At 45.1% G+C, this 23,614-nt stretch carries 19 protein-coding genes; 17 read left to right on the forward strand and 2 right to left on the reverse strand.

Annotation, left to right across the window (positions count from 1 at the left end):
• The first annotated feature begins 152 nt into the window (after window positions 1–152).
• From C7475_RS24685 to lpxB, 7 genes are all read left to right on the forward strand, one after another.
• The gene (locus tag C7475_RS24685) at window positions 153–1,385 is read left to right on the forward strand and encodes a PepSY domain-containing protein (protein WP_110056078.1); all 1,233 of its coding nucleotides are present in this window, start codon (window positions 153–155) and stop codon (window positions 1,383–1,385) included.
• 173 nt (window positions 1,386–1,558) lie between these two features.
• A complete protein-coding gene (locus C7475_RS24690; RefSeq protein ID WP_110056079.1) occupies window positions 1,559–3,958 on the forward strand; it encodes a 3-hydroxyacyl-CoA dehydrogenase/enoyl-CoA hydratase family protein in 2,400 nt (799 codons plus the stop codon).
• An 8-nt stretch (window positions 3,959–3,966) separates the two neighbouring features.
• Complete coding sequence (locus C7475_RS24695) at window positions 3,967–4,860, forward strand: ABC transporter ATP-binding protein (RefSeq protein ID WP_110056080.1); 894 nt, start codon at window positions 3,967–3,969, stop codon at window positions 4,858–4,860.
• A gap of 17 nt (window positions 4,861–4,877) precedes the next feature.
• Window positions 4,878–5,669, forward strand: coding sequence for an ABC transporter permease (locus tag C7475_RS24700; RefSeq protein WP_110056081.1), 792 nt, complete (start codon window positions 4,878–4,880; stop codon window positions 5,667–5,669).
• A gap of 103 nt (window positions 5,670–5,772) precedes the next feature.
• Entirely contained in the window at window positions 5,773–6,552 is a 780-nt protein-coding gene (gene surE, locus C7475_RS24705; protein ID WP_110056082.1) for a 5'/3'-nucleotidase SurE, read from the forward strand.
• A gap of 31 nt (window positions 6,553–6,583) precedes the next feature.
• Window positions 6,584–6,889 (forward strand): hypothetical protein, encoded by a 306-nt coding sequence (locus tag C7475_RS24710; protein ID WP_110056083.1) that lies wholly within the window; start codon window positions 6,584–6,586, stop codon window positions 6,887–6,889.
• A gap of 90 nt (window positions 6,890–6,979) precedes the next feature.
• Window positions 6,980–8,083: a lipid-A-disaccharide synthase gene (lpxB, locus tag C7475_RS24715; protein ID WP_110056084.1), complete on the forward strand. Its 1,104-nt coding sequence runs from the start codon at window positions 6,980–6,982 to the stop codon at window positions 8,081–8,083.
• A gap of 40 nt (window positions 8,084–8,123) precedes the next feature.
• Here the strand turns inward: lpxB and C7475_RS33195 are convergent, their stop codons facing one another.
• A complete protein-coding gene (locus tag C7475_RS33195; protein WP_199236283.1) occupies window positions 8,124–8,297 on the reverse strand; it encodes a DUF6728 family protein in 174 nt (57 codons plus the stop codon).
• Between the two features lie 270 nt (window positions 8,298–8,567).
• Between C7475_RS33195 and C7475_RS24720 the strand changes: the two genes are divergently transcribed.
• The 7 genes from C7475_RS24720 (at window position 8,568) to C7475_RS24750 (ending at window position 17,501) form a co-directional block, all read left to right on the forward strand.
• Complete coding sequence (locus C7475_RS24720) at window positions 8,568–10,028, forward strand: alpha-L-fucosidase (protein ID WP_110056085.1); 1,461 nt, start codon at window positions 8,568–8,570, stop codon at window positions 10,026–10,028.
• Between the two features lie 291 nt (window positions 10,029–10,319).
• The gene (locus C7475_RS24725; RefSeq protein WP_110056086.1) at window positions 10,320–11,072 is read left to right on the forward strand and encodes a response regulator transcription factor; all 753 of its coding nucleotides are present in this window, start codon (window positions 10,320–10,322) and stop codon (window positions 11,070–11,072) included.
• Between the two features lie 38 nt (window positions 11,073–11,110).
• Window positions 11,111–11,836 (forward strand): 2'-5' RNA ligase family protein, encoded by a 726-nt coding sequence (locus C7475_RS24730; RefSeq protein WP_110056087.1) that lies wholly within the window; start codon window positions 11,111–11,113, stop codon window positions 11,834–11,836.
• Between the two features lie 49 nt (window positions 11,837–11,885).
• Window positions 11,886–14,138, forward strand: a complete 2,253-nt coding sequence (locus C7475_RS24735; protein WP_110056088.1) for a bifunctional (p)ppGpp synthetase/guanosine-3',5'-bis(diphosphate) 3'-pyrophosphohydrolase — start codon at window positions 11,886–11,888, stop codon at window positions 14,136–14,138.
• Window positions 14,139–14,332: 194 nt separating this feature from the next.
• Entirely contained in the window at window positions 14,333–15,631 is a 1,299-nt protein-coding gene (locus C7475_RS24740; RefSeq protein WP_110056089.1) for an adenylosuccinate synthase, read from the forward strand.
• A 100-nt stretch (window positions 15,632–15,731) separates the two neighbouring features.
• Window positions 15,732–16,190 carry a hypothetical protein gene (locus C7475_RS24745; RefSeq protein ID WP_110056090.1) on the forward strand — a complete coding sequence of 153 codons (459 nt, stop codon included), beginning with the start codon at window positions 15,732–15,734 and terminating at the stop codon, window positions 16,188–16,190.
• Window positions 16,191–16,301: 111 nt separating this feature from the next.
• Complete coding sequence (locus tag C7475_RS24750) at window positions 16,302–17,501, forward strand: anthranilate synthase component I family protein (RefSeq protein ID WP_233259953.1); 1,200 nt, start codon at window positions 16,302–16,304, stop codon at window positions 17,499–17,501.
• A gap of 9 nt (window positions 17,502–17,510) precedes the next feature.
• Here C7475_RS24750 and C7475_RS24755 read toward each other — a convergent pair whose 3' ends face one another.
• Entirely contained in the window at window positions 17,511–18,440 is a 930-nt protein-coding gene (locus C7475_RS24755) for a TIGR01777 family oxidoreductase (protein ID WP_110056092.1), read from the reverse strand.
• A 266-nt stretch (window positions 18,441–18,706) separates the two neighbouring features.
• On the opposite strand from C7475_RS24755, the gene C7475_RS24760 reads away from it, so the two are divergent.
• From C7475_RS24760 to C7475_RS33050, 3 genes are all read left to right on the forward strand, one after another.
• The gene (locus C7475_RS24760) at window positions 18,707–20,218 is read left to right on the forward strand and encodes a hypothetical protein (protein ID WP_110056093.1); all 1,512 of its coding nucleotides are present in this window, start codon (window positions 18,707–18,709) and stop codon (window positions 20,216–20,218) included.
• Between the two features lie 446 nt (window positions 20,219–20,664).
• The gene (locus C7475_RS24765) at window positions 20,665–23,445 is read left to right on the forward strand and encodes a M14 metallopeptidase family protein (RefSeq protein WP_110056094.1); all 2,781 of its coding nucleotides are present in this window, start codon (window positions 20,665–20,667) and stop codon (window positions 23,443–23,445) included.
• On the forward strand, window positions 23,442–23,579 hold the full coding sequence (locus tag C7475_RS33050; RefSeq protein ID WP_158286612.1) for a hypothetical protein: 138 nt from the start codon (window positions 23,442–23,444) through the stop codon (window positions 23,577–23,579). The genes C7475_RS24765 and C7475_RS33050 overlap by 4 nt, the downstream gene beginning before the upstream one ends.
• Window positions 23,580–23,614: the final 35 nt, after the last annotated feature.

Consider the following 23,614-nt stretch of genomic DNA (forward strand, 5'->3'; position numbering starts at 1 on the left):
TAGGAAAAGGTATAACTTTTACCTACTCGTATCCGATCTTTTTCATGGCCTTTTCATGGTTTTTTATTTCCCGATTGCGTAAACCATTTGCTTTATAAGGGGGTACTTTTGCCACATCTATCAACTTATAGCGCGTACTCAATCTCGTAAACATGAATTTTTTCTCCCGGAAGCCGAAGCCAGCTGTTAAAAAGAAACGTAGCCTATTCTACCGTATATCGGCCTGGCTGCATTTATGGCTGGGGCTGATCACTGGCCTCGTTATGCTTATTGTATGCGTTACCGCCTGCATATGGGTATTTCATGATGAGATCACCCGGTTGACGGAATCCGAAACAGTAGTTGCCCGCCAGGATAAACCCGTGATCACTCCTAATCAGGTAAAGTCAATAGCAGCGGCAAGATATCCGGATAAAAAAGCCGGTTATGTTACCTACCAGCAGGGAACGGCTATTTATCTGAGCCTGGGCGAGGGGAGAAAGGGTAATACCGTAATGAGATTGAATCCTTACACAGGTCAGGTGATCAGTGTACAGGAGCATAAAGCCGGCGAGACAGATTTTTTCCGTTTTATATTGAATGGCCACCGTTTCCTGTGGATGCCTGTTGAAATAGGAAGACCCATCGTGAACTACAGCACCCTCATTTTTGTAATCATCCTTATTACCGGAATGATAATGTGGTGGCCACAGAAGTGGACGAAAGCTACCCGCGACCAGAGTTTCAAGATCAAGTGGAAGGCCTCGTTCAAAAGAGTGAACTATGACCTGCATAATGTACTCGGTTTTTACTCATTGCTGGTTGTATTGGCAATGGCACTGACCGGTATGGTGTATGGCATAAAATGGTATAGCCAGGGATTGTACTGGGTTACTTCTGCCGGACAAACACTGCCTGAGTTTAAAAGACCGCAGTCTGATTCTTTGCAGGCTGGTAAATTATATACCCCTGAACAGGCAATGGACCTGGCATGGGGGAAAGTACTCAGTAAACATCCGGAAGCAGAAGGGTTTTATTACACCTTTGCGGATACTTCAAAACCTAAAGCAGCCATTAACATCACTGTCTACCCTACTGTCGGTAAATATTATAATAACAGGAGTTATGCTTTTGACCAGCATACCCTGGAGCAGCTGAAAGGCAATAAAGTTTACGACACAAGTTTTGAAGAGGCAGGCTTTGGCGGGAAACTGCGTAGAATGAACTACGATATACACGTTGGGTCTATACTGGGATTACCCGGAAAGATCCTTGCCTTCTTTGGCGCCCTGATCGGGGCCAGTTTACCGGTTACCGGCCTTCTGGTTTGGCTGGGACGTAAAAAGAAGAGCAAAAAAGGAGCTGTTAAGAAACAGCAGACAGCGAAAGCATTTCAGCCAGTTTAAGTAAGCGCGCCATTATATTGTTTGACAGGCCGTCCCGTACACCGGAGACGGCCTGTTCGTTTTTTTATTCCTTTTGAGGGAAGTCTGCTAAAAAATCATATATTCATTTATTGATATTAACATAAAGACTCACTACAATGCCTCAGTGCTTGTAGCTTAATAAAACGCGTTCTATGAAAAGACACATCAACAAGGTGGCCGTTTTAGGTTCAGGAGTAATGGGTTCACGTATAGCAGCTCATTTTGCAGGAGTCGGAGTTCAGGTATTGTTACTGGATATTGCCCCTAAAGAGTTAACTGATACAGAAAAAGCTAAAGGACTGTCGCTGGACAGTAAACCCGTAAAGAACCGCATCGTAAATGAAGCATTGCAGTCTGCCCTGAAGGCAAACCCTTCGCCTGTATACAATAAGGATGTGGTAAAACTGATCCGTACAGGCAACTTTACGGATGATATGAAAGAGATCGCTAACTATGACTGGATCATTGAAGTAGTAGTAGAGAACCTTGATATCAAAAAATCTATATTCACGGAAGTGGAAAAGTACCGTAAACCGGGTACGCTTATCACTTCCAATACATCAGGTATTCCCATTCACCTGATGGCAGAAGGCCGTAGTGATGATTTTAAGAAACATTTCTGCGGTACGCACTTCTTTAACCCTCCGCGTTATCTGCGCCTACTGGAAATTATTCCAACTCCATATACTGACCAGGAGATAATTGACTTCCTGATGCATTACGGCGATCTCTATCTTGGTAAAACTACCGTACTCTGTAAGGATACGCCGGCATTTATTGCCAACAGGGTAGGGGTATATTCCATCATGGCGATCTTCCATATCATGCAGGAAATGAAGCTGAATATCGACGAGATAGATACGCTGACAGGACCGGTGATCGGACGGCCTAAATCGGCTACTTTCCGTACAGCCGATGTGGTGGGAATCGATACACTTGTAAAAGTGGCAAAAGGAGTAGCTGAAAATTGTCCGCGGGATGAAGCCAGGGATATTTTTGTGATCCCGCCATTTCTGCAGAAAGTGGTGGAAAATAAATGGCTGGGCGATAAAACCGGTCAGGGCTTCTACAAAAAGACCAAAGGTGAAGGTGGTAAGGAGATCCTGACACTGAACCTGGAAACCATGGAGTATGGTCCAAGACAGAAATCAAAATTTGCCAGTATTGAAGCAGCTAAACAGGTAGAAGACCTGAAGCCACGATTGGCAGCACTGTACAACGCGACGGATAAAGCCGGACAATTCTATCAGCAGTTCCACGCTCATTTATTCTCTTATATATCTCATCGTATCCCGGAAATAGCGGATGATATCTACAAAGTGGATGACGCTATGAAAGCAGGTTTTGGCTGGGAAATAGGGCCCTTTGAATCGTGGGACGTAATAGGTGTTGAAAATGGCATCAAGGCAATAGAAGCAAAGGGATTGACTGTTGCAGCCTGGGTAAAAGAAATGTTGGATAAAGGAGTGAAGCATTTCTACAAGGTGGAGAATGGAAAGCGGTATTACTACGACGTTAAGACACATGTATATAAACTGCTGCCAGGTGCAGATACTTTCGTTATCCTGGAGAATCTTTCCGGCAATGTAGTCTGGAAGAACAGTGCCTGCAACCTGTATGATATAGGCGATGGGGTAGTAGCGCTCGACTGGAAAACGAAAATGAATACGATAGGCGGTGAGGTACTGGAAGGTGTGAATAAAGCGATTGACAGGGCGGAGAAGGATTTCCGCGGACTGATCCTCGCTAACGAAGGCGCTAATTTCTCAGCAGGGGCTAACGTTGGAATGATCTTCATGTTTGCTGCTGAGCAGGAATATGATGAACTGGATATGGCAGTGCGGATGTTCCAGAAAACTACCATGCGTCTTCGTTATTCGTCTATCCCGACAATTGTAGCGCCTCATGCACTGACATTAGGCGGCGGATGTGAAATGTGCCTGCATGCAGATAAAGTACAGGCAGCAGCCGAATCTTATATCGGGTTGGTGGAACTCGGTGTAGGACTGATACCAGGTGGTGGCGGTACTAAAGAAATGGCTTTGCGTGCCAGCGATGAATTCAAGGAAGGCCGCATAGAAGAAGAACCGCTGAAGGATAGGTTTATGACCATCGCGATGGCCAAAGTGAGTACATCTGCTCATGAGGCGTTCGATCTGGGTATTCTGCGGAAAGGCCATGATGAGATCAGCCTTAACCAGAGCCGTGTGATAGCTGACGCCAAACGAAGCATACTACAGATGGCAGAGGAAGGATATACCCGCCCGATAGAAAGAAAAGACGTGAAAGTACTGGGCCGTACAGCATTGGGTATGATGTTGACGGGTATCCATAGTATGCGGTTCTCAAATTATATATCAGACCACGATGCAAAAATAGCAGGTAAACTTGCCTATGTAATGAGTGGGGGTGATCTGTCTGAAGCAACGCTGGTAAGCGAGCAATATCTGCTCGATATTGAGCGGGAAGCATTTCTTAGTCTGGCGGGAGAGCGTAAGACCTTGGAAAGGCTGCAAAGCGTGATCAAAACAGGGAAACCAATAAGAAACTAAAACACCTGATGTCAACTATTCTTTCCGTTAAGAACATTTCAAAAATGTATGGGTCCGTACACGCCCTGACAAGTATATCATTCGATATCCCTGCGGGTAGTGTATTCGGTATACTCGGGCCGAATGGCAGTGGCAAAACCACTTTGTTGGGTATAGTAACCAACGTGCTAATGCCGGACGTAGGTACTTTTACCCTGATGGGAGCCCCATCTTCAGCCGTGCAAAGGCGGAAGATCGGTACGCTGCTGGAAACGCCGAACTTCTACCATTATCTCTCCGGCTACCGGAATCTGCAGATAGCAGCCGCCATTAAACAGCAAAGCGAGGCAGACATCCCCCGGGTACTGGAGTTGGCGGGACTAACGGCCCGGCAGCATTCCGCTTTTAAGACCTATTCACTGGGTATGAAACAAAGGCTGGCAATTGCAAGCGCCATGCTGGGAGATCCGGAAGTGCTGATACTGGACGAACCGGCCAATGGACTGGACCCTGTGGGAATAGCCGAAGTCAGGAACCTGATCAGAGAGCTGGCGAAGTCGGGAAAGACCATCATTATGGCTAGCCACCTGCTGGATGAAGTGGAAAAGGTATGTACACATGTGGTGGTGCTCAGAAAAGGAAAATTACTGGGCTCCGGTCCGGTAAATACCGTTATGTCCAGGGATAATTTCGTTGAAATAGGAAGTGCAGACAATCACATACTGGGAACGATAATAAGGGATCATCCTGCTTTTGTGCAATTGCTACCTTCCAATGAGGGACTGTTGCGGGTGACATTCAATGAAACGGTCGATCTGGCGGATCTCAATAACTGGTGCGCACAGCAAGGCATCTGGCTCAATCATCTTCAGATGAGCAGAAAGAGCCTGGAAACCGCATTCCTGGAATTAACCAATAACTAATCTATTGTACCGAGCATATGCTGCAGATCATTAAAATAGAATGGCTGAAGGTAAAGTACTACCGCACTTTCTGGGTCTTCATCGGCCTGGGCCTGTTGTCCATTCTGGCGCCTAACTTTATTATTCACGATGTCTTCGCCAGGAGAATTCCCAAAGAGGCACAACCACTGCTGGGGCCATCCATATACGATTTTCCGACGGTCTGGCAAACAGTGAGCAGTGTCGGCTCCTATACCTCCGGTATTTTCGGCCTGTTACTGATCACATTGGTGACCAATGAATTTACTTACAAGACACACCGTCAGAATATCATTGATGGATGGGAGCGCCGAGATTTTGTGCTCTCCAAGTTATTCTGGGTTGTAACACTGGCTCTGGTGGCATTTCTGGCCTCCCTTATCGCGGTGTTCATCTTTGGTAGTTTTTATGGGAAGGCTGCTTTCAGCCTGGAAAATAGTCATTATATATTCTACTACCTGTTACAGGTGATCGTATCGTTGTCACTGGCCTTGTGCCTGGCAATACTGGTAAAACGTACCGGACTGGCTATTATACTGTTCATAGGATATACGATGTTCCTTGAACAACTCCTTGTGTTTATCGCAAAACGCAATTGGGGTAATGCCGGAGGGTTGTTACCATTACAGGCAGGAGATGAATTGCTGCCGTTTCCTGTTATGGAGAAAGTAGAGAAATTAGCTGGTTATCAGGTACCTTACGATAACGGGGTATACCTGATGGCAATGGTCATATATATTGTACTGTTAGTATTCGTTGTGTTCTCAAAGACAACTCGTACTGATCTGTAATATAACATGTTAATTATATGTTATTTGCGTTCTTAATCTGTTACGCATTATTACTTATCGGTTAAGAATATTAAATTTGTTCCGAAACGTAAATTGAACATTTGTGAAGGGAAACGCGCAGGAAAAGATCATACTTGTAACGAACGATGATGGTGTAACTGCTCCTGGCATCAGGGCATTGATAGAAGCGGTAAGTCCGCTGGGTAAGGTTGTAGTAGTGGCCCCGGACAGCCCGCAATCGGGCAAAGGGCATGCTATCACGATCGGAGTACCCCTGCGGCTCGACCAGGTATATCTGTTTGAAGGCATTGAAGCCTGGCAATGCTCCGGCACGCCGGTTGATTGTGTGAAACTGGCCCGTGACAAGATCCTGCACCGCCTGCCGGACATCTGTGTAAGTGGTATCAATCATGGCGCGAACCATTCCATCAATGTGATCTATTCCGGTACTATGTCTGCCGCCATGGAAGCAGCAATAGAAGGAGTACCTTCGGTAGGGTTTTCTTACCTTGATTACAGTTTCGATGCTGATTTCTCTTTGTGTAAGGAAGTGGCTCATACGGTAGCTAAAAAGATGCTGGAATCTGAACTGCCGGAAGGGACCTTGTTCAACGTGAACATTCCCGTTGTAAAAAAAGAAGACTATAAAGGAATTAAGATATGCCGTCAGGCAGATGCAAAATGGGTGGAAGCGTTTGATGAGCGCCGTGACCCGCGGGGTAAGAAGTATTACTGGCTTACCGGTGAGTTCATTAACCGCGATAACGGAGAAGATACTGATGTATATGCATTGGCCAATAACTATGCTTCACTGGTACCAGTACAGTTTGACCTGACTGACTATAAGCTTAAGAAAAAGATAGAGAACGACTGGACATTCTGATGTGTATTACCGCACATTATCAAAACCTACTATGTTAAAACGAGATAATCTCCTATTAGGCATTATACTGGGCCTTATCACACCGGTATTAGCCTTCTTCCTGTACTACCTATTGGTATATCTGCCTAAATATCAAAAATCATTAGCAGAGTTCATCGATATTCTTGGAGACAACCGCCAGGCGCTCCCAAAGCTGATAAGTGTATGTCTGTTATTAAACGGCCTGGTATTCTATTTTTATACCAGGAGCCGGAAAGACATCACAGCAAAAGGGATCTTTCTGGTTACCATGCTTTACGCCATCACTATTATCCTTCTGAAGATATTACACGGATAAGTCATTTCAGATCAGGGGCCAGGAATTAATAAACCAGGTACATTTTAATTCCTGATTCTTAATTCCTGATCCCTGATTTATATTTGTCCTATGAAGTATTATATCATCGCCGGTGAAGCTTCCGGTGATCTCCATGGCAGCAATCTGATCAAACAATTGAAACAACAGGACACCACAGCGGATATCCGTTGCTGGGGAGGTGATATGATGCAGGAGGCGGGAGGAACGCTGGTAAAGCATTATAAGGACCTTGCTTTCATGGGTTTCATTGAAGTGGTGATGAACATCCGTACGGTGTTGAGGAATATGGAATTCTGTAAAAAGGATATCCAGCAATATCAACCGGATGTATTGGTACTGATCGACTATGCAGGTTTCAACCTGCGTATTGCGGAATGGGCCAAACCGTTGGGGTATAAGACAGTATTTTATATCTCCCCGCAGGTATGGGCCTGGAAAGAGAACCGCGTAAAGAAGATCAAACAGAGTGTTGACAAGATGCTCTGTATCCTGCCATTCGAGCAGGAGTTTTATAAAAAATGGGATTACGCCGTAGAATATGTCGGCCATCCGCTTATCCAGGTAATAAAGGAAGCGAAGGAAAAGCCGGTAGATAAGCCATTGTCAGATAAACCCATTATTGCCATCCTGCCCGGCAGCCGTAAGCAGGAAGTGAGCGTCAAACTTCCGATCATGCTCACTATGGCAAAACATTTTCCTGATCATCAATTCATCGTAGCACAGGCCCCCAGCCTGGATGACGCTTTTATAGCGGGATTGACAGGTGCGCATCCCAATGTTTCCACCGTAAAGGGACAAACATATAACCTGTTACGTCAGGCAGAAGCCGCGCTGGTTACTTCGGGAACGGCCACATTGGAGACTGCCTTATTTGGAGTGCCTGAAGTGGTTTGTTATAAAGGAAGCGCCATCTCCTATTTCTTTGCCAAGAGACTGATCAAAGTAAAATATATAGCGTTAGTCAACTTAGTAATGGATAAACCTGTTGTTAAAGAGTTGATCCAGCATGACCTGAATGAGGAGAATCTGTTAAGGGAACTGACTTTGTTATTAAAAGATAGCATAGTGCGTAACCGGATAAAAGCAGATTATGCCACACTTTGGGCGAAGCTGGGAGAAAAAGACGCCAGCCGCCGGGCAGCAGAAGTGATCTATGCGGAAGCGGTTCAGTAAGCGTCATGGCCTTTTAAACAGGGATGTGAGCAGCGTCCGTTTAGTGATGACGGGTGAATAACCTGATCAGCATTATTATCAGTGCTATCAGGAACACGACAATTGAGATACGGTTCATTCCATGCATCATGTAGACATAACGATTCTTAGGTGCGGAGGGATCTTTTTTACCTATGTAGAGGTAACGCAGTATTTGTTGCCAGATGCTTTTCATAATAATACAAAGATAGTTTTTATACACCTACATAACCAATAACCTGACTCAGCAAGACCGGTCCGCAGGAGCATTCATGGAATGAACGGGAATGGCGGAAGGTAATATCCTATAGGAAAGTGGTAAAGTAAAATGAGTTATTAAGCGGGAATGTATATTACTTTGTCAGGGCCACTTATGAATTGCCGGACCCGGCGCCGGTTATCTTGTAGCCGCTAAAGGAAGAGCACGAAGTTCTAAGTTTCTCAGAGATACATTTAAAAATTAATCATGCGAAAACTATTTCTATTATTTAGTAGCGCATTATTGGCATTTTCTACAGCCAATGCGCAGGACCACGGTCTCGAACAGCCCTATATCCCTGAAACAGATCCGGCAGTATTGCAAAAGCTTGATCAATGGCAGGACTGGAAATTTGGTATGATCATCCATTGGGGCGCTTATTCCCAGTGGGGTGTGGTGGAATCTTGGAGTATCTGTCCGGAAGATGAGGGCTGGACACAGCGTAAGCCTTACGGCATTCCTTACTATGATTATGTGCAAAAGTATGAGGCACTGTCTACCACTTTCAATCCTACGAAATTTGATCCTTCCAAATGGGCAAAGGCAGCTAAAGGCGCTGGTATGGAGTATGTGGTTTTCACGACCAAACACCATGACGGTTTTTGTATGTGGGACACCAAACAGACCGACTACGGTATAGCCGGCTCAAAAAGCCCATTCCGCAATGACCCGAGAAAGAACGTAGCGAAAGAAGTATTTTCTGCGTTCCAGAAGGAGGGCATCCATACAGGAGCTTATTTTTCTAAGCCTGACTGGCATAGCGAGAATTACTGGTGGTCATATTTCCCGCCTAAAGACAGGCACGTGAACTATGACGTGACCAGGTATCCTGAACGTTGGAACAATTTTAAGGACTATACTTATAAGCAGATCGAGGAGTTGATGACCACAATGGGTAAGATCGAGATCCTCTGGCTGGATGGCGGCTGGGTACGCGCCCGTAAGCAAGGAACTAAAAAGGAAAACGATATTACTGCTGCGGAAATCGATACCAGACCGGCCAAACAGAATGAAGATATTGACATGGCAGGCATCACTAAAATGGCCCGTAGCCATCAGCCAGGTCTGATCGTGGTTGACCGTGCTGTACATGGTCCGTTTGAGAACTACCGTACTCCGGAACAACAGATCCCTGAAAAACCATTGTCCTATCCATGGGAAACCTGTATGACAATGGCGGGTTCCTGGTCATACGTCCCTAATGACAAGTATAAGTCTGTTAACAAATTGATCCATAACCTGGTTGACATCGTAGCGAAGGGTGGCAACTACCTGCTGAACGTTGGTCCTGGTCCCGATGGTCAGCTGCATGACGAAGCGTATACCACTATGGCAGCGATCGGCGATTGGATGAAGATCAATGGTGACGCTATTTATGGAACCCGCTCGGTAGCGCCTTATAAAGACGGTAAGGTGTGCTTCACCCGTAAGAAGAATGGCAATGTATACGCAATTTATCTGTTGGAAGAGGGCGAAAAACTGCCGGCGCAGGTAGCATTTGATGGCCTGAAACCAGCCAAAGGTGCAAAGGTTACCATACTGGGCGCAAAGGATAAGATCTCCTGGAAGACAAGTGCTACAGGCACACAGATCACTATTCCTGCTGCGTTACAGCAGAAGGCATGGCAACATGCTGTGGCAATACAGATCTCTGCGGTAGAATCGTGATAACATATTGATACTTACGAAACAGCCTGCAAAAGCTGTGGAGAAAAAAAAAGGCTGCCTGTGAACAGGTGGCCTTTTTTTTTGTTGTCTAAATGAATGTGTATAAATCTAAATCTATGAACAACCCAATCCGTTCAATTTCAAGATGATCCTGAGCATGGCAAATCAAGAAAAATTCTGATAATAACTAATCATTAACTAAAATGAGAAGTTTATTCGTCAATATTGTAGCAGAGTCATGGAATGACATTGTGTGTTAACAACAATTGAACCGGGTATAAAACTTAAGGCATGGTAAGTAATGTACAAATTCTCCTTGCAGAAGATGATTATCAATACGGTACTATCATTAAAAAGCAGCTTGAAGCAATCGGATATCAGGTCGTACATTGCTTCGACGGTGAGGTAGCCTGGAAGAAGTTTCAGAGAGACGATTTCGATCTCTGTATACTGGATGTGATGATGCCAAAGAAGGATGGCTTCACGCTGGCACAGGACATCCGTAAAAAGAACGGGATGATACCGATTGTTTTTGTCTCAGGAAAAGCAGCTGATGAAGATCGATTGCACGGCTTCCGTATCGGAGGGGACGATTTTCTGGTGAAACCATTCAGTATGCGGGAACTGATCATGCGGATCAGGGTATTCCTGCGGAGAACATTGCCTAAAGATGTACCGGGAGATGGTATTTATAAATTGGGTGACGATGTAAGGTTCAATTATGAAGAAAAAGAGTTGAGGAGAGCGAGCGGCGAGCTTTTCGGGACCCTTACCAAAAAGGAAGCGAAGGTATTACGATACCTGGTAGAGAACAGTAACAAGCTGGTAAAAAGGGATGAGATCCTGCTTAAGGTCTGGGGAAACAGTAGTTTCTTTTCCAGCAGAAGTATGGACGTATTCATTACCCGCTTGCGCAAGCACTTTAAAAATGAGCCGGGAATAGAGCTGGAAACCCTGCATAATGTGGGCATCCGGTTAAATATCCTTGAAAATACCGGCAAAAATGATAAAGACGAATCTACGTCAGCAGATAATGACGGGTGAGGACCAGAACAAATCAAAACCCCACAACCACCAAAACAATGACTTACGGCAGAAATGACCAGCCCCGCCACAGGCAACAGGGCAATGGCAGTCGTCCGGAGAGTGATGAGCGCAACCGTACACAAAGACACAACGGCAACCAATTCCGCGCCTCCCGACCCAAGACCGGATATCGCTTTCCACCACGCATCAAACCGCCCAGGGAGGAAAGTAAGATCTATTTTATAGCCCTGCTCCCCAACGCGGAAACCGGTAAGGAGATCATCCGGCTAAAACAGGAATTCGCAGAGAAATATGATGCCCGCCGCGCATTGAGGGTGCTTCCTCATATTACCATGCAGGTGCCCTTTACGGCCAGCCCGGAACTGGAAAAGACCTTATGTCCGGGACTGGCGACCTTCGCCGCTTCCATGCAGCCTTTCGAAATAAAGTTGAGTGGCTTTGGCGGCTTCTCATTTACCAAGCGGAAAGTATTGTATATCAACGTGGAAAAAAATGAAGGGATTGTACACCTGCACCAGCGGATGATGGACTTCCTGCAACAAGAGTTTGGTTTTAGTCATATGCTGGCCCGCTATGGATTTAACCCGCATATTTCAGTGGCCTTCCGTGACCTGTCTGATACGGAATTTGAGCTGGCCATGGAAGAATACAAATGCCGGCCCTTCGAAGCAGCCTTCCAGGTCCGTAACCTATACCTGCTCCGCCATACCGGCACCTCCTGGGAGGTGCTGCAGAAATGCAGGCTGGGGACTGCTGACTAGCACTTTTCTGCCATTATTCCTATGCAATAAAATCGTAACTTTATAGCTGATGGAAACAGTGGTAGTAAAACAATATAACCTCGACGAGGAACAGGAAAAGAAAGAAATCGTTCGTCATTACCGCGCTTTACTTAAGTCGCTTAAACCCCGTTTGAAGAAAGGAGACCGTGAACTGGTACGTACTGCCTTCGAAATGGCGGCAGACGCACACAAGGAAATGCGCCGGAAATCCGGTGAGCCATATATCTTACATCCTCTCGCTGTAGCGCAGATCTGCGTTGACGAGATCGGCTTGGGTGTTCGTTCGGCTATCTGTGCCCTGTTGCACGACACAGTAGAAGATACCGAAGTGACCCTTGAAGATGTGGACCGCGCCTTTGGAACCGAAATCGCCCATATCGTTGACGGTCTGACCAAAATATCAACGGTCATCGACTCAAATACAAGTACCGCACAAGCGGAAAACTTTAAAAAGATACTGCTTACACTGGCGGACGACCCCAGAGTGATACTCATAAAATTGGCTGACAGGTTGCATAATATGCGTACCCTGGATAGTATGAGCCGTGAAAAACAGCTCAAAATAGCTTCGGAAACAGTATTTATATATTCCCCGCTGGCCCACCGCCTCGGCCTGTACAACATCAAGTCCGAGATGGAGGACCTGTCCATGAAGTACACCGAGCAACAGACCTACAGGGATATCGCCAAGCGTTTGAAGGAAACCAAACGTGAGCGTACCCGTTATATCAACGAATTCATAAAGCCTATTAAGGAGGTATTACAGGAAGAAGGCCTGACGTTCGAAATCTACGGACGGCCTAAATCCATACACTCCATCTGGAATAAGATCAAGAAGAAAGGTGTCACCTTTGAAGAGGTGTACGATCTCTTTGCGATCCGTATCATCCTGGATTCTCCCCTGGATAAAGAAAAGTCAGACTGCTGGAAGGTCTACTCCATTATCACAGACTTTTATCACCCTAGTCCGGAGAGGACCCGCGACTGGCTCAGTAATCCGAAATCGAATGGGTATGAAGCATTGCATGTGACCGTGATGGGCCCTCAAGGTAAGTGGGTGGAAGTGCAGATCCGTACAAAACGAATGAACGATTATGCTGAGAAAGGACTGGCTGCCCATTGGCGTTATAAGGAGGGCAGCAATCAGAGCCAGAGCACAGAGTCTAAGTTTGACCAATGGTTTACCCAGATCAGGGAGATCCTGAACAACCCGGACTCCAATACACTGGATTTCCTGGCCGATTTCAAAAGTAATCTCTTCACAGAAGAGATCTATGTATATACACCTAAAGGTGATCTCAAGATATTACCTGTAAACTCCACCGCACTGGACTTTGCTTACGCTATTCATAGTGCTGTTGGTAATAAGTGTATTGGTGCCAAAGTAAACTATAAGCTGGTACCCATCAGCCACAAGTTGCGTAGTGGCGACCAGGTAGAGATCATTACCTCTAACAAGCAGAAGCCCACAGAGGACTGGCTGAACTATGCGCTGACCGCCAAAGCGAAATCCAAGATCAAAGATGCGCTGAAGGAGGAAAAGAGGAAAGTGGCCATGGATGGGAAGGATGTGCTGGAACGTAAGCTGGACCATCTGAAGATCTCTAACAGTCAGCATAATATCAATGAACTGGTACAGTTCTATAAGCAACCATCGCCGCTGGACCTGTATTACCAGATCGCTGTTAAAAATATTGACCTGAAGGAACTGAAGCAGTTCACTGTGCTGGGAGACAAGCTGGAAGCGCCTAAACCGCCACCGGTAAAACAGCCTGAACATATTTCGGAAGATCATCTGAAACATCAGATCCCTTCCAAGAAAGATGCAGAACTGATCATCTTCGGAGAAAGCTCAGATAAAATAGCCTACAAGCTGGCCAACTGTTGTCGCCCGATCCCGGGAGATGATGTATTCGGGTTCATCACTGCCAGTGAAGGCCTGAAGATCCATAGAACAAACTGTCCCAATGCCGCCCAGTTACTGGCTAATTACGGCCACCGTGTTGTAAAGACCAAATGGGTGAAGAACAGGGAGATCTCCTTCCTGACAGGGTTGAGGATCGTTGGTATGGACGATGTAGGGGTTATTCACAAGATCACCAATGTGATCTCCGGTGAGCTGAGGGTGAACATTGCCGGTCTGACCATCGAATCCCGCGAGGGGCTGTTTGAGGGGCTGATCAAAGTGTTCGTACATGATAAGGAGGAGCTGGATGAACTGTTCGAAAGGCTGAAGAAACTGGATGGTATTCAATCGGTAAGCCGCCTGGAAGATGAGTAAGGCGTACAGAAGCAGAAATTGATAATTTAAAGATATAGAAGACGAATTATGAGGTATATTGCCTGTAATTCGTCTTTTTTTGTCTCATGTCACCCTTATTCTTAATTCCTGATCCTAAATCTTATTTCAATTTCAATTCGTGCTATTTTTCCTTAATTTTGCCACTTCGTTTTTAAAAATCAATATCAACTCTTATGGTAGATGTTTTGCTGGGCCTACAATGGGGCGATGAAGGCAAAGGAAAGATTGTGGATTACTTTGCAGGTAAATACGATGTCATAGCCCGCTTTCAGGGTGGTCCCAACGCAGGGCATACGCTATATGTGGATGGCCAGAAGGTAGTATTACATACGATCCCTTCCGGTGTATTCCATAAAAACACCACTAACCTGATCGGTAATGGTGTGGTACTGGATCCCGTAACTTTCAAAAAAGAATGCGATAAGATCTCTTCTTTAGGCGTTGATCTGAAAAAGAATCTTTTTATTGCAGAAAGAACACATATTATTGTACCTTCTCATCGTGCTCTTGATAAAGCTTCAGAAATATCAAAAGGCGTTGATAAGATCGGCTCAACCCTGAAGGGTATCGGACCGGCTTATATGGATAAAACAGGTCGTAATGGTCTGCGGGTAGGAGACGTATTACGCAGTGATTTTAATGAACGCTATAACAAGCTGAAAGAGAAACACCAGCACCTGCTGGCAGGATATGATTTCGGAGCAGAAGTAAAGGCTGAAATAGCAAAAGATATCGCTGAATGGGAAGCCGAATTCTTTGATGCGGTAAACTACCTGACGCAAATGAATATCGTTAACGGTGAATACTTTATTAACGATAAACTGAAAGCAGGCAAGAAGATCCTGGCGGAAGGCGCGCAGGGTAGCATGCTGGACGTGGACTTTGGAACATATCCGTTTGTTACTTCTTCAAGTACAATCTCTGCAGGCGTATGTTCCGGACTGGGAGTAGCGCCTAAATGGATAAAAGAAGTGATCGGTGTGACCAAAGCATATTGTACCCGTGTAGGTAGCGGACCATTCCCTACAGAACTGCATGATGCCACCGGCGAGAAGCTGCGTACAGAAGGTAATGAATTTGGCGCCACTACAGGACGTCCCCGCCGTTGCGGCTGGATTGACCTGGTAGCCCTGAATTATACCTGCATGCTGAGTGGTGTTACCCAGTTGGTAATGACAAAAAGTGATGTGCTGGATGCGTTCGATGAGGTGTATGCATGTACTGCTTACGAGATCAATGGTCAGCAGACAAAAGCAATGCCTTACCAATTGAACGATGCTGAAGTAAAACCGATATGGGAGAAACATAAGGGTTGGAGTGATGAAACAGCCGCCAAAAGCAAGCATTTTAATGAATTGCCTGCCGAAATGAAATCGTTTGTAAAAGCAGTTGAAAGTTACCTTGAAGTACCTGTGAAATTTGTGTCCAATGGACCAGGCAGGGACCAGATCCTGGAGCAGGAAAATGCTTAAAAAATTACGAAAAAAAATCGGCAAAAAAAATTTGGCTAATACAAAAAACTGTTAAAACTTTACGCAAAAGTAATACGCTAAAGACTTAAGTGAACCTATTATGAAATCAAAATCTGATAACGAAAAAGAGACCAAAAAGACGAGTTCTCCAAAGACTACGAAAGCCGCGCCTAAAGCTGCAAGTAAGCCAAAGAAGGAAGAGGAGGACGATGATGATGATCTGGATGAGGAGGAAACTCCCCGTAAGTCTGCTGCTTCTAAAAAATCAGATAAGCCGGCGTCAAAGTCAAAGAAGAAAAATGACGATGATGAAGATGATCTGGATGATGACGATGATGTAGATCTGGATGATGATGATGATAATTGGGGAAAAGGTGATGATGAGGACTATGATCCTGATTTCGAAGAGTTTGATATGCCTAAACCTAAGAGCAAACGTGGCCGCCCTGGTAAAAAGAGCGCAGATGACGATGATGATCTGGGCATTGATGACGAGTTCAAAGACATGGGTCTGTTCAACGACAGAGGTGGATTTGACGATGACGATGACGATTTTTAAGCATTAAAAGCACGCATTATCAGGATATTTTACGGTTTCCCGGTTAATGATCCGAAATTATTTAAACAGCAAATGTTGAATTGGAGTAATCAGTTCAACATTTGCTGTTTTTTGGATAATAATAACTACGCTTCCATCTATCACCAAAACGAAGCTATACTGGCCGCAGATGCGCTGGATACACTGTCCTGCAATGCCGGTAATGCATTCGCCTCCCTGCTTCAATATCACAACACCTATCGCGACTGGCTATTCGGTCACCTTGCCTACGATCTCAAAAATGAGACCTTTCCGGGCTTGTATTCTGATAATAAAGATGGTATAGGCTTTCCTGACCTGTTCTTCTTCAGGCCACGTATCGTCATGTTATTGCGTAATAACGAGGTGCAGATAGGAGGGTGGGAAATGGACAAGGCAACCGCCCGTACTGTTTATGATGAATGCATCAAAGCAGCAGATCAGCAGATACAACAAATGCCGGCCGGTAAAGTACAGGCCCATCTTAGGAAAGAACAATATCTCAATGCCGTTACTAGCCTGCAGGAACACATACACCGGGGAGATTGTTATGAAGTGAATTTCTGCCGCGAGAATTTCATTGAAAATACCAGCGTACATCCCCTCTCTCTGTTTAGACGCCTGAATAGCGTTTCGCCTTCTCCATTTGCCGCTTATTATCGCACAAATGATCTCTACCTGGTTTGCTCCAGTCCTGAACGTTTTATGCAGAAAAAAGGCCCTGTGGTCATTTCACAGCCCATTAAAGGCACTATCCGTCGTGCAGGAGATCCGGCAGCTGATGATGAACGCCGCAATGAACTACAGCGGAATAGTAAGGAAAGGGCTGAAAATGTAATGGTAGTGGACCTCGTGCGTAACGACCTCTCTCATACTGCTACACGGGGTAGCGTTCAGGTAGCAGAGTTATTCGGCATCTATTCATTTGCGCAGGTGCATCACATGATCTCTACGGTGACGGCTACCCTTGAAGCAGATGTGCCCTTTACCGCCGCCATCAGTCATGCGTTTCCGATGGGGTCTATGACGGGAGCGCCTAAATTAAGCGTGATGCAGCTGATAGAACAGTACGAGCAATCCCGTAGAGGACTGTTCTCTGGTGCTCTTGGCTATATCACACCGGATGGTGATTTTGACTTTAATGTGGTGATACGCAGCATGCTCTATAACGCCAGCCGCAAATACTTGTCCTTCCAGACCGGTTCGGCGATTACATATTATGCTGATCCCGTGAAGGAATGGGAAGAATGCCTGTTAAAGGCAGAAGCTATGAAAAATATACTGGAAGGATAACGTCGCAGACTATTTGTCTTTTTCCTGGAAGATATTTTCCATCGCCGCCCGGATATCAGGATAAGAAAATACGAACCCTGTTTCCTGAATTTTTGCAGTAGATACACGGCAGCTTTTCAACACTTCAATACTCATTTCGCCCAACGCCATTTTTAAGGCAAATGACGGCACATGTACAGGAATGAAGCTCTTGCCTTTAGCCTCCTGCGCCATGGTCATTACCAGCTCTTTATTCTGCACCGGATGTGGAGATGCCACATTGTAGATACCTTCCAGATTATGATTAACGATAGCACTCAGATAAATACGGGCCAGGTCATGAAGATGGATCCAGCTAACGAATTGCTCCCCGTTGCCCAAAATGGTGGCAAAGCCGAATTGTAGTGGTTTGTAGAACTCCTTTAGCGCTCCACCAGCAAGACTGAGTGCGATACCGGTGCGTAGGATCACTACTTTCTTCTGTAAATCCCGCATTTTCAGGATGCTGTTTTCCCAGGCTACACAGGTTGTGCCCAGAAAATCTTTTTCCGGTGGATCGTTCTCCGTAAAAGCAGGACCTCCTTTGTTTTCGCCATAGTATCCTATGCCGGAGGCGCTGATCACCTTTTTAACCTTATTAGGATGTTTGGATAGCGCTTTGAATAATAGTTCCGCACTCTGGGTACGGCTGTTCAGTATTTCTTTTTTACGGGCTGCAGTCCAGCGTTTATCGCCTACATTGGCACCCGCAAGATGGACAATGTAATCAGCCTGTTGTATAGCTGCTTCATCAATTGTTTGCCGGGCAATGTCCCAATGGGCATAACTGACAAGCTCATTATCTGCACCGCCGCCATTACGCCGGCTCAGAATAATGACTTTATAACCAACATCTGTAAGCAACTTTGTAAGCGCCCGGCCCACGAGACCCGTGCCGCCGGTAATTAACACCGTATCCATAAGCGTAAAAATACATAATTCAAGGTTAGAAATTACGAATTGGAAGTGACGAATTACAGCAGTGCCGCCATTTCCCAAATAAAAGGGAAGCCAGACGGCCTGATGAAGGAAGATCGCCCCAATTCGTTATTCATAATTCGTAATTGCTTATTTTAGTGTTAGCATACAGGGATGCCCCACGTTTTCCTGCCCATGTTTCACAATGAATGATAGCGATTTACCGTTAAATCTATATCCTAAACTTGCAACCTTTTAAAATATAAGCAATGCGCATTCTATATCTCTATGCTTTACTGGTCTTATGGAGCGGGGCTGCAATAGCTCAGAAGGTTTCTTATACAGACCCGGAAAGGGACGATTACAAAAGCACGGAATTCGAAATTATCGGCAGGGTATCGGGAAATATACTGGTATACAAGAGCGATAGAGGTGATGGTGTCATTTCTATCTACGACAATTCCATGCAGCTGAAGAGTAGGGTAAAACTCGATTTTTTACCGAAAAAGTTGATCAGTGCTGACTTTATATCTTACGGCGATAAAGTTTTCATGCTATATCAATTCCAACGTAAAGACGCGGTATACAGCTTCTGTGCTACCATGGATGGTAATGCCCGCTTTTCCGATGCTCCGGTAATGGTGGATTCTACCAGGATAGGATTTTATTCCAAAGACAATAAAGTGTATTCCGTAGAATATTCGGAAGACAAGAATAAGATCATGGTGTATAAGATCAATCAGGATAAGGAGAACGATAACGTCTTCTATACATTCCTGTATGACAGCGCGTTTCATCTGATCAACAACAGCCGGGTATCTTTGCCGATGGAAAGCAAAAAATCTTTCTTAAGCAACTTCAATCTCACTAATGAAGGTGACCTGATCTTCAATAAACTGGAACGGACCAACAACAGAGATTACATCGTCAGCGGTAATCTGATCATTAAAAGGGCTGTAGTAGATTCTTTCGAAAATGTTTCTATGCAGTTGAAGACCCAGTTGCTGGACGAGGTGAAGATGAAGGTGGATAACAACAATAAAAAAGTGTTGATCACCGCTTTTTTCTATAAGCAGAAAAGAGGGAATGTGGAAGGACTGTATGTCAGCAAATATGACTATGCACAGAAACAGCTATTATATGAAAAGGAAGTAGCTTTTACGCCTGAACTGAAGAATAATGCGAAGGGAGAATCTTCCACCAATGCGGCTTTCAATGACTACTTCATCAGGAAGATCATTAATACCAGCAATGGCGGTTTTATAATTACTGCTGAATCTTACTATACTACTTCCCGCTCTCAGCCGTGGAATCGCTGGAATTACATGTACGGTCCTTACGGCATGTATACTCCTTATTACTACTCACCATACTCACCGTTTTACTATAATCCATGGTACAATAACTATAATTCCCAGGACCGCTTTCACTACGATAACATAGCTGTGCTTAACCTGGATAATGAAGGTAACCTGCTGTGGAGCAACTTTGTAGCTAAAAGCCAGTATGACGATGGTTCAGACCTGTACCTGTCCTACATGATGGTTAACATAGGAAGTGAACTGCGCTTCCTGTATAATGAACTGGAGAGAGGAAGAAATTTTATTATGACAGACAACAGTGTTCAACCTGATGGTAAAAGTACCCGCAAGCCTACTTTACGTAACCTGGACAAAGGCTATACCTGGATGCCACGTTATGGTAAGCAGATCAGCGGCCGGTCTATACTGGTACCTTGTATCTACAGGAACTACATCTGCTTTGCGAAAGTCGATTTTTAAAACATATATACACGATATAGGGAAGCAGCCATCTCTTTGGGATGGCTGCTTCATTTTTATAGCTTATACAGTAGTTTGGATATCTATCTAACAAGGATCATACAAGGCTTATACAAGGATTAACCTGAAAATATCCCAGAAAGGTCGAAAAGATCTAGAGAAATGGTCATTTTTTGATGATCGGTAATGAATTCTTTACTTTTTTTTGCTAGTTTAAGCAATCAACCAAAATCTGAACGCTAAAAGAACTACATTATTAATAATCTGTATGCATATAATGGTGCAGGACCTATTGCTTTATTGCAAAGATACAACTGCCTATGATGTTTTCTCTTTAAGCTTATACTAAACCTTGGTGATTTTTGATGAGTCACGCGGTGAACCCGGCAATTGCAGCGCAGGCGTGAAATCTAAGAAACAGTAGTTACTGTCGTAAACCACTATACATGAGCAGCATTAAAACAACACTATCATTCGCTCTGCTGACTGCAACCCTGGGGCTGTATGCCCAGGACAAGTCATCCGGACCTGCAGACAAAAAGTATGAGGCGGAAGCTCATGCTGTGCCCGTCCCAAAAGAACATTTTGGTTTTAATATCGGTGATGATTATCAACTTGCCAACTACACACAAACGGAAGCCTACTTCAAAAAACTGGCAGCTTCTGATCGTGCACGGCTGGTAGATATCGGTATGACAGAAGAAGGAAGACATCAGTATATGCTGATCGTGTCCTCTCCGGAAAATCTGAAAGCACTGGACCGTTACAAAGAGATCTCACAAAAGCTGGGACATGCCAGCGGGCTGACAGATGAAACGGCGCGTAAGCTGGCTGCAGAAGGCAAAGCCGTGATCTGGATCGATGGCGGATTGCATGCAACAGAAACAGTTGGAACGCATCAGCTCATTGAAACGATGTATCAGTTGATAACACGTACGGATGAAGAAACAATGAACATCCTGCAGAATGATATCATCCTGCTGACCCATGCAAACCCCGACGGACAGGAACTTGTATCTGACTGGTACATGCGTATGGCCGATCCAAAGAAACGTGCATTGAATATTCCCCGTCTGTATGAAAAGTATGTTGGTCATGATAACAACCGGGATTTCTATATGATGAACATGAAGGAAAGCCAGAACATCAGCCGCCAGCTGTTTGTTGAATGGATCCCGCAGATCATGTACAATCATCATCAGCGTGGACCTGCAGGTTCAGTGTTAGCCGGGCCTCCGTACCGCGATCCTTTCAATCATATCTATGATCCATTGATCGTAACCAGCATTGATGCGGTTGGCGCTGCCATGAACAACAGACTGAATGTTGAAAATAAGCCTGGTTATACACAACGTAACGGCTCTACTTTTTCTACCTGGTGGAATGGAGGATTACGCACTACACCTTACTTTCATAACATGGTCGGATTGCTCACTGAGATTATTGGCGGACCAACACCTGAAAACGTACCGCTGGTACCTGACAGGCTCATTCCAAATGGAGCTACGCCCAATCCTGTAGTACCGCAGGAATGGCATTTCCGTCAGTCTATTGATTATTCTGTTTCGCTTAATTATGCAGTGCTTGATTATGCTGCACGTTACAGAAGTGAGCTGCTGTTCAATATTTACAAAATGGGAAAGAATGCTATCGAACGTGGTAGCACTGATCACTGGACATTCTATCCGAGATATATTGATTCCATCCGCACAGCATACAAGGTAGAAAGGAAGAAAGATTCTACCACCGAAGGAGAAACCGGGGGAGAGTTTGCTTTTGGCAAAGAAGATACGATCGCGTCAAAGTATTATGCAGGAGTGTTGAAGAACCCCGATTACAGAGATGCCCGTGGTTATATTATTTCTGCTGATCAACCAGATTTTCCTACAGCTGTAAAATTCATTAATGCATTAAGCCGTTCAGGTATTGCTATTCATAAAGCGAGTGCAGCTTTCACTGTTGATGATAAACAATATCCCGCAGGTTCTTACGTCGTCAAAACGGCGCAGCCTTTTCGTCCGCATGTAATTGATATGTTTGAACCGCAAGACCATCCGAATGATTTTCAATATGCCGGAGGACCTCCTATTCGTCCATATGACGCGGCAGGATGGACTTTAGCATATCAGATGGGCGTACAGTTTGATCGCATAACAGAAGGATTCGACGGTCCTTTTACGCAGTTACCTTATGGTCAGATCGAAACACCATTGGCAGCTACATTACCTGTTGGTAAAAAGGGTTATTTCATAGATGCCGCTTCAAACAATGCATTCATAGCTGCGAATGATCTGCTGAAAGCCGGTGTGAAAGTATCCCGTACAACTAACGGTGCTTTCTATGTACCGGCAGGCGCGAAGGCACAGGCGATACTTACGAAAGCCACAGCTGAATTGGGTATTCGCGTAAGCGCGGTGAATAATACGCCCGCACGATTGAAAGCGATAACGCCACTGCGGATAGGTATATGGAATACATACGGCGGTTCTATTCCTGCGGGATGGATAAGCTGGCTGATGGAGCAGTATCACTACGACTATAAGATGCTGTATTCACAGGAAGTGGATGCAGGTGACCTGCGTAAAAAATATGATCTGCTCATCTTCGTATCTGGTGCTATTCCTGACACCGTCAAACCGAAAAGAAACGAGAACAGTTATAATAAACCACCTAAACCGGAAGAGTTGCCGGATGAATTCAGACCCTGGCTGGGCCGTATCAATAAAGATACATCTGTTCCGCAGTTGAAGAAGTTCCTGGAGGCAGGTGGTAAAATTGTCGCAATCGGGACAAGCACGAACCTGGCGTATCATCTGAAATTGCCTGTTGAAAATGCATTGGTAGAAAAGAATGCAAAGGGTGAGCTAAAGCCAATACCGGGTACGAAGTACTACATACCAGGTAGTTTGCTGACAGCCGATCTTGACACTACAGCAGAAGAAAACTGGGGTATGCCCGCAAAGAATGACGTATATTTCGATAGGAGCCCGGTATTTAAATTCACAGAGGGTGCCACCGAAGCCGGTGTACGGAAACTAATCTGGTTCTCTTCAACCACACCGTTACATAGTGGCTGGGCCTGGGGACAGAAATACCTGAAAGACGGTGTAGCGGCATTCGTAGCGCCGGTAGGTACCGGTAAGTTATATGCATTCGGACCGGAGATCACTTTCCGTGGTCAATCGCACGGCACCTTTAAGTTATTATTCAACCAATTGTACAAATGAGTAAACTGATTCTGTCACTATGCTGTTTCCTGCCGGTATTGGTTATAGTGCAGAACAAGGATAAGAAGACAATTGCCGCTTATCTTGACCGTGAGCTGGGTAACACCAACTGCAGGCATTACTACAGAACTTAAAAAACGTCAGGGACCAACTTTTAAATATGAGGCAA

The sequence above is a fragment of the Chitinophaga sp. S165 genome, assembly GCF_003182155.1.
Lineage (GTDB): Bacteria > Bacteroidota > Bacteroidia > Chitinophagales > Chitinophagaceae > Chitinophaga.